Source organism: Herbaspirillum sp. YR522, assembly GCF_000282575.1.
Lineage (GTDB): Bacteria > Pseudomonadota > Gammaproteobacteria > Burkholderiales > Burkholderiaceae_D > Herbaspirillum.
In genome coordinates this window covers 1-6625 of the sequence record NZ_AKJA01000092.1, presented here as the reverse complement: position 1 = coordinate 6625, position 6625 = coordinate 1, and the positions used below count along the sequence as shown (strand labels likewise).

General features: G+C 58.5%; 9 protein-coding genes and 1 tRNA gene. 2 read left to right on the top strand and 8 right to left on the bottom strand.

All coding sequences use genetic code 11. The features are described 5' to 3' along the window. A partial coding sequence (locus tag PMI40_RS23850) for a hypothetical protein (protein WP_008115643.1) occupies positions 1-188 on the bottom strand: 188 nt, incomplete at its 3' end. Positions 189-384: 196 nt separating this feature from the next. Then, positions 385-1029, bottom strand: a complete 645-nt coding sequence (locus tag PMI40_RS23845) for a fimbrial protein (RefSeq protein ID WP_157221513.1) — start codon at positions 1027-1029, stop codon at positions 385-387. Positions 1030-1051: 22 nt separating this feature from the next. Here PMI40_RS23845 and PMI40_RS23840 point away from each other — a divergent pair, with 22 nt between their 5' ends. Next, entirely contained in the window at positions 1052-1456 is a 405-nt protein-coding gene (locus PMI40_RS23840) for a hypothetical protein (protein WP_157221512.1), read from the top strand. A gap of 272 nt (positions 1457-1728) precedes the next feature. On the opposite strand, the gene PMI40_RS12025 is transcribed toward PMI40_RS23840, so the two are convergent. The 6 genes from PMI40_RS12025 to petA form a co-directional block, all read right to left on the bottom strand. Then, positions 1729-1804 (bottom strand) — tRNA-Thr (locus PMI40_RS12025). Between the two features lie 23 nt (positions 1805-1827). Beyond that, complete coding sequence (locus PMI40_RS12020; RefSeq protein WP_008115640.1) at positions 1828-2307, bottom strand: ClpXP protease specificity-enhancing factor; 480 nt, start codon at positions 2305-2307, stop codon at positions 1828-1830. 124 nt (positions 2308-2431) lie between these two features. Beyond that, entirely contained in the window at positions 2432-3043 is a 612-nt protein-coding gene (locus tag PMI40_RS12015) for a glutathione S-transferase N-terminal domain-containing protein (protein WP_008115639.1), read from the bottom strand. A 98-nt stretch (positions 3044-3141) separates the two neighbouring features. Then, a complete protein-coding gene (locus tag PMI40_RS12010) occupies positions 3142-3906 on the bottom strand; it encodes a cytochrome c1 (RefSeq protein ID WP_008115638.1) in 765 nt (254 codons plus the stop codon). Positions 3907-3930: 24 nt separating this feature from the next. After that, entirely contained in the window at positions 3931-5337 is a 1407-nt protein-coding gene (locus tag PMI40_RS12005; RefSeq protein ID WP_008115637.1) for a cytochrome bc complex cytochrome b subunit, read from the bottom strand. Positions 5338-5339: 2 nt separating this feature from the next. Next, the gene (petA, locus tag PMI40_RS12000) at positions 5340-5948 is read right to left on the bottom strand and encodes a ubiquinol-cytochrome c reductase iron-sulfur subunit (protein ID WP_008115634.1); all 609 of its coding nucleotides are present in this window, start codon (positions 5946-5948) and stop codon (positions 5340-5342) included. 296 nt (positions 5949-6244) lie between these two features. Here petA and mscL point away from each other — a divergent pair. Beyond that, on the top strand, positions 6245-6625 hold a 381-nt coding region (gene mscL / locus PMI40_RS11995; RefSeq protein ID WP_008115632.1), incomplete at its 3' end, for a large conductance mechanosensitive channel protein MscL.

Here is a 6625-nt window from a genome sequence, read left to right as displayed (position 1 = left end):
ACGGCGTTGCTGTTGCTGCCGACGGTGGTCGCAGGGTTGGCAGTACTGGCAGTCGACGCGGTCTGTGCATAGGCCACTGGCGCCGCCAGCATCGGTGCCATCAGCACCAGGTGACGCGCGGCCAATGCCACGGCATTCAATCGGAAAACGGAATTGCGTTGGCGCTTCGATGCCTGGACCTGCCTCATGATGTAGCCTTTCGTGTGAAATATGAAAACCGCAATGCGCGCATAGGCGAAAGCGAAACGTTCTTATTTCGATGACACACGAAAATCGAAAAGGGATCAGCAGCAGAAATGAAACTGGAAAGAAAACATCGGCCCGCACTCCTGTGGACCGATGCTGCGGCAAACCGACGCTGGTGACGTTCGACGATGTCCGCGCCTATTCGTAGGACATGACGACCGATGCGAGACCATTGGCCTTGCCTGGCGTGACTGCCGCCACCGCCCCCGGCTTGTAATATCTCGCCTTCAACGGGATCGAGAGGCTTCCGCCGGCGCCCTGGATGGATGCGTAGCCGCGGGCGTCATATCGTTGCGAAAAGGCCAATATGGTCTGATCGATGTCGTCATGCGCTATCTGGATCCCGATACCGCGAGCGGAATCGCTCCCCGCGGTCACGGCCATCACTTTGGCCGCAGCGTCGAGCATGGGGTTGGTGTTGAGCAAACTGAAACGGATGCGGCTCATCATCGCCGGACAATTATTGGCCACGATTGAAAAACTCTTCCACGGAGCGGTCTTTTCCCCTCTGCCTGCCAGGGTACTCGCTGCAACACTGCCCATCGGCACCGTGATATTTGAAATGGCACATGTGAGCGCACTCACGACCGCGGTGGCAGACGCACTGACAGTGTGATTGTTCGCAAATTGCAAGTTCCCCCCGCGCCCGAGAATGACCCAATCCAACGTACCGATATCGCCGCTGAAAGAGGTCGAACCGGTCCGGAGTGGTCCCGAGGTCTTGACCAGGGCAGCGGTAATCGAAAAATCAAAAGTCTCCGAAGCGCGGGTGATGGGCTTCAATAAAAGATCAAAGAAGCGTCCATTGACCGATGTCGAGCTGGTCGTGCAGATTGCCGATGACCCGGTGCCTCCCGGTGGTACGGGCGTGGCGGCGAAGCTGATACCTATGCTTGGAATGGTATTGGTGCTCAGAAAATTGGGGTTGCCATTTACCACGCAATTGGCGACATTGGGCCTGAATTTGACAGCGATCCTGTATCCACGCGGCAAGCCTGCACAGGACATACGGTATGAAATGGTGCGCCGTGCAATTTCGGTTCCGCTCGAAGAGTCGCGGGGCAACTTGATTGTTTGCCTTCCAAAATCCAGCGTACCCGTGCGCGCCAGGGAACAGCTTTGTGCCTGCGCCGAAGTCGTCAGACCAAGGGCAGTGACCAACAAAAAAAGAGTAAAGAGATTTCGCACGCTGCATTCCGGGATGAATTGATTAGAACAAGTCGCGATAGCGACACCGTAATCAATCATCGCCATTGAGAAAAATGGCCGATATAGGAGTCGTCTCAATTTGGCGTTGCATCGGGAAATTCTCGAATGCCGCGTAATGCCTTTTGGGGGAAGGCGACGGTTTGCGTCGATCCGGATCGAGAAAGCGGATGATCTCCACATACGCCCTTGATGGCGACGCGAATTACACCAGCGTAAAATTCCAGCGCAAAAAAAAATCGGCCCACATCACTGTGGGCCGATCTTCTTGAAACCTGGTGCTGGCTGCAGGACTTGAACCCGCCACCCCCTGATTACAAGTCAGGTGCTCTACCAGATGAGCTAAGCCAGCAAAATCTAGCCAGCGAGTATAACCTACTTAATGCGGGTTAGTACAGGCCTGCCACCTTTTTTTGGTGGTTCGGGATCATCATCGTCGCCTTCGCTGGCAACACTCTTCTTCTCGGGGTCGGAAACGGGGACCGACGACAGCACCGGGGGCGTGTCGGCAGGCACATCCTCTTCAGCCACCGCGGTGGCCGGGTTGGGCGCCTCGAAGGCCATGCCCTGACCGTTTTCACGGGCGTAGATGGCGATCACGTTTTCGACCGGGATCATGATGTCGCGCGAGACACCGCCAAAACGGGCGCTGAAGCTGATGCTGTCGTTTTCCATCTTCAGCGCACTGGTCGCCTCGAAACTGATGTTCAACACGATCTCGCCATTCTTGACGAACTGCATCGGCACGCGCGTGCGGCCATCCACCACCACGGCGATATGGGGCGTATAACCGTTGTCGGTACACCATTCATAGATGGCGCGCAGCAGGTAGGGCTTGGTCGAGACTTCTTGCATGACTTGAAATGATCTGCAATGACGGCATCGGGCGGCCAGCGCCCGGGTCGTCATCTGCCGGCTGGGCCGGGGTTGCGGCGGCAAGCCGAGGCGCGCAATGAGGCCGCGCCTGCGGCACTGCGGCTTAACGGCGCATGACCTTTTCGGATGGGGTCAGCGCTTCGATGTAGGCCGGACGCGAGAAGATGCGCTCGGCATACTTCATCAGTGGCGCGGCGGTCTTCGACAGTTCGATACCGTAATGGTCCAGGCGCCACAGCAGCGGGGCCAGGGCCACGTCGAGCATCGAGAACTCGTCGCCCAGCATGTACTTGTTCTTCAGGAACAGCGGCGCCAGCTGGGTCAGGCGGTCACGAATCTCGTTGCGTGCCTTTTCCTGGCTCTTCTCGGCGGCCTTGGACTTCTCGTTTTCCAGCGTGTGCACGTGGACGAACAGTTCCTTCTCGAAATTGAACAGCATCAGGCGGGCGCGGGCGCGCATGAGCGGGTCGGCCGGCATCAGTTGCGGGTGCGGGAAGCGCTCGTCGATGTACTCGTTGATGATGTTCGATTCGTACAGCACCAGGTCGCGCTCGACCAGGATAGGCACCTGGCCATAGGGATTCATGACCGAAATGTCTTCAGGCTTGTTGAACAGGTCGACGTCGCGAATCTCGAAATCCATGCCCTTTTCGAACAGGACGAGACGGCAACGTTGCGAAAATGGGCAGGTCGTGCCCGAGTAAAGAACCATCATTTTATAGAGCCCTAAAAACAAAAGGGGGGCGAGACGTGTTGACGCTCACCCCGGTACGCGATTCCGCAAAAACTGCGCGAATACGTGATTTTACTTTTTTACTTGACGTTCTTCCAATAGGAAGCGTTCAAACGCCAGGTCAGCACCAGAAACACCCCCAGGAACAACAGCACCCAGACACCCAGGCGCTTGCGGGTGTTCTGCGCCGGCTCGGCCATCCACTCCAGGTAACCGACCAGGTCGGCGACGGCGTTATCATAGTCGATCACACTGAGCTTGCCGGGCTTGATCTGCTCGAAACCGTCAAATTTGTGGATCGTTTTCCCAGCATCGTGGGGGTCTTTCTCATCCACGTACTTCGCTGCACGAATACCTTGCAATTCCCACAACACATGGGGCATGCCGACGTTGGGGAACAACGTGTTGTTCCAGCCGGTGGGCCGACTGTCGTCCCTATAATAACTGCGCAGGTAGGTATAAATCCAGTCCGGCCCGGATCCCAGCTCGGATGCCTTGGCCCGGGCGATCACCGAAAGATCGGGCGGCGTTGCCCCGAACCAGGCCTTGGCGTCTTGCGGCAGCATCGAGATTTTCATCAAATCGCCGACTTTCTCTCCTGTAAACAAGAGGTTAGCCTTGATCTGCTCTTCCGACAGGCCTATATCGCGCAGGCGATTGTAGCGCATCGAGGACGCGGAATGGCAATTGAGGCAATAGTTGACGAACAGGCGCGCGCCGTTTTGCAGTGCGGAAACATCCTTGGTGCGGTCCGGTGCGCGCTCCAGCTTGATGCCACCTTCGCTGGCCCAGGCCAGGGCCGGCACCAGCGCCACGGTGGCGAGCAGTCTCTTGAGCAATGTCATGTTGTTATCCTTTTGGCGGCTGGCTCAGTGCGGATGATAGGTAACACGATCGGGTACGGGCTTGAAGGTACCGGCCGCACTCCACCACGGCATCAACAGGAAGAAACCGAGGTAGATGAACGAACATACCTGGGCGATGGCGGTGCCGATGGCCGTCGGCGGCTGCACACCGAGGTAACCGAGCGCCACGAAGGCGATGGCGAACACGATGTAGATGTATTTGTGCCAGCCCGGGCGATAGCGGATCGACTTGACGGGGGAGTGGTCCAGCCACGGCAGGCCGCCCAGGATCACCACCGATACGCCCATCAGCACCACGCCCCAGAACTTGGCGTCGAACACCAGCATGCCGGCGATGATCACCAGGCCGATCACGATCGATGCCAGCTTGAGCTTGCGCGACAGGTTCGACTTGAACGACAGCAGCGCCACGTAGCACGCCACCGCGCCGATCAGCCAACCCATGAAGTCGGCCGTGGTGGCGCGCAGGATCGAATAGAACGGCGTGAAATACCACACCGGGGCGATGTGCGGCGGCGTCTTGAGCGAGTCGGCCGGGATGAAGTTGTTGTACTCGAGGAAGTAGCCGCCCATCTCGGGGGCGAAGAACACCACCGCCGAGAACACGATCAGGAAGATCGCCACGGCGAAGATATCGTGCACCGAGTAATACGGGTGGAATGGCACGCCATCCAGCGGCACGCCGTTCTGGTCGAGCTTTTCCTTGATCTCGATACCGTCGGGGTTGTTCGAGCCGACTTCGTGCAACGCGATGATGTGCGCCGCCACCAGCCCGATCAACACCAGCGGGATGGCGATCACATGGAACGAGAAGAAGCGGTTCAAGGTGGCGTCGGACACCACGTAGTCGCCACGCAGCCACAACGAGAGGTCGGGGCCGATAAACGGGATGGCGCCGAACAGGTTGACGATCACCTGCGCGCCCCAGTACGACATCTGGCCCCATGGCAGCAGGTAACCGAAGAAGGCTTCACCCATCAGGCACAGGAAGATGCCCACGCCGAACAGCCACACCAGCTCGCGCGGCTTGCGGTACGACCCGTAGAGCAGCCCTCGCACCATGTGCAGGTAGACCACGATGAAGAAGGCCGAGGCACCGGTGGAATGCATGTAGCGCACCAGCCAGCCCCATGGGACGTCGCGCATGATGTACTCGACCGAGGCGAAGGCCAGGTTGGCGTCGGGCTTGTAGTGCATCACCAGGAAGATGCCGGTGACGATCTGGATCACCAGCACCAGCAGCGCCAGCGAACCGAAGGCGTACCAGAAGTTGAAGTTCTTGGGGGCGTAGTACTCGGAGAGGTGGGCTTTCCAGGTCGACGTCAGCGGAAAGCGCGCATCGACCCAGTTGAGCGCCTTGGCCGCGGCCGGTGCGTCGTCAGGCAGTTTCTTCTCGTGGAATGCTCCCATGATCACGCCTCCCCTTTTTCGTCTTTGCCGATGACCAGCTTGTTGTCACCTTCGAACATGTAGCGCGGCACCTGGAGGTTGTCTGGGGACGGCTTGTTCTTGTAGACGCGCCCGGCTAGGTCGAAGGTCGATCCGTGGCACGGACAAAGGAAACCACCGTGCCAGTCATCCGGCAGCGACGGCTGGGCGCCGGTCTGGAAACGCGCACTGGGCGAGCAGCCCAGGTGCGGGCAGATGCCGACCACGACCAGGATGTCCTTGCGGATGGCACGCCATTCGTTCATGGCATACTCGGGCGTTTCGGAAAAATCGGTGCGCTTGGACGCGGGATCGGCTACCTGGGCATCGGCCGCCTTGAGCGAGGCCAGCATCTCGGGCGTGCGCTTGAGAATCCATACCGGCTTGCCGCGCCACTCGACGGTGCGCATTTCGCCGGGTGCCAGGCTCGATATATCGACCTCGACCGGTGCGCCGGCAGCCTTGGCGCGTTCCGACGGTTGCAGGGTGGACACGAATGCCCCGGCGGTGGCCAGACCCGCTACACCTCCGGCCGCGCAAGTCGCAACTAGCAAACCCCGTCGACTTGCATCGACCTGATTGTCGTCAGTCATAAAGACCCCTATCTCCAAAATGTAAGTTAGCGTGGACCTTCTAAGTGACCCTCATGCAACTTTTCGATTATATATAAGCTGAATAGGGTTTTGAAGCTAACGACGGCAATGGTAGCGGCTTTGGAACAAGTGGCTTTTGACGCAGCGCAACCCGCCCTCAGTCTGTCGCGACCTCCCCTTTTACCGCAGTGCGGCGTCGGACGATGTCCAATTTACTTTTTAGGCTGAGCGCGATATAACGCGATTAGCACTAATATTTAATGAATCATTGGCAATCTTTAACAGGAGAAACAAGGATGAGCATGCTCAAGGACTTCCGTGCATTTGCGATCAAGGGCAACGTGGTCGACCTGGCCGTCGGTGTCATCATCGGCGGCGCTTTCGGCAAGATCGTCAGTTCACTGGTGGAAGATATCATCATGCCGGTAGTCGGCAAGATCTTTGGCGGCCTCGATTTCGCCGCCTATTATCTTCCCCTGAACGGCCAGGCCTACGGCTTGCCGCTGGCCGAGGCGAAAAAAGCCGGCGCCGTGTTCGCCTACGGCAACTTCCTGACCATCCTGCTCAACTTCCTGATCCTGGCGTTCATCATTTTCCAGATGGTGCGCGCAATCAACAAGGCACGCGAACTGACCGCCCGGCATGAAGAAGCGGCAGGCGCCGCCAAGCCGGCGGGC

Bases quoted from the DNA above. Each gene is read 5' to 3' on its own strand.
- PMI40_RS12020 (WP_008115640.1), bottom strand. From the start codon at position 2,307: ATGCAAGAAGTCTCGACCAAGCCCTACCTGCTGCGCGCCATCTATGAA.
- PMI40_RS12015 (WP_008115639.1), bottom strand. From the start codon at position 3,043: ATGATGGTTCTTTACTCGGGCACGACCTGCCCATTTTCGCAACGTTGC.
- PMI40_RS12010 (WP_008115638.1), bottom strand. From the start codon at position 3,906: ATGACATTGCTCAAGAGACTGCTCGCCACCGTGGCGCTGGTGCCGGCC.
- PMI40_RS12005 (WP_008115637.1), bottom strand. From the start codon at position 5,337: ATGGGAGCATTCCACGAGAAGAAACTGCCTGACGACGCACCGGCCGCG.
- petA (WP_008115634.1), bottom strand. From the start codon at position 5,948: ATGACTGACGACAATCAGGTCGATGCAAGTCGACGGGGTTTGCTAGTT.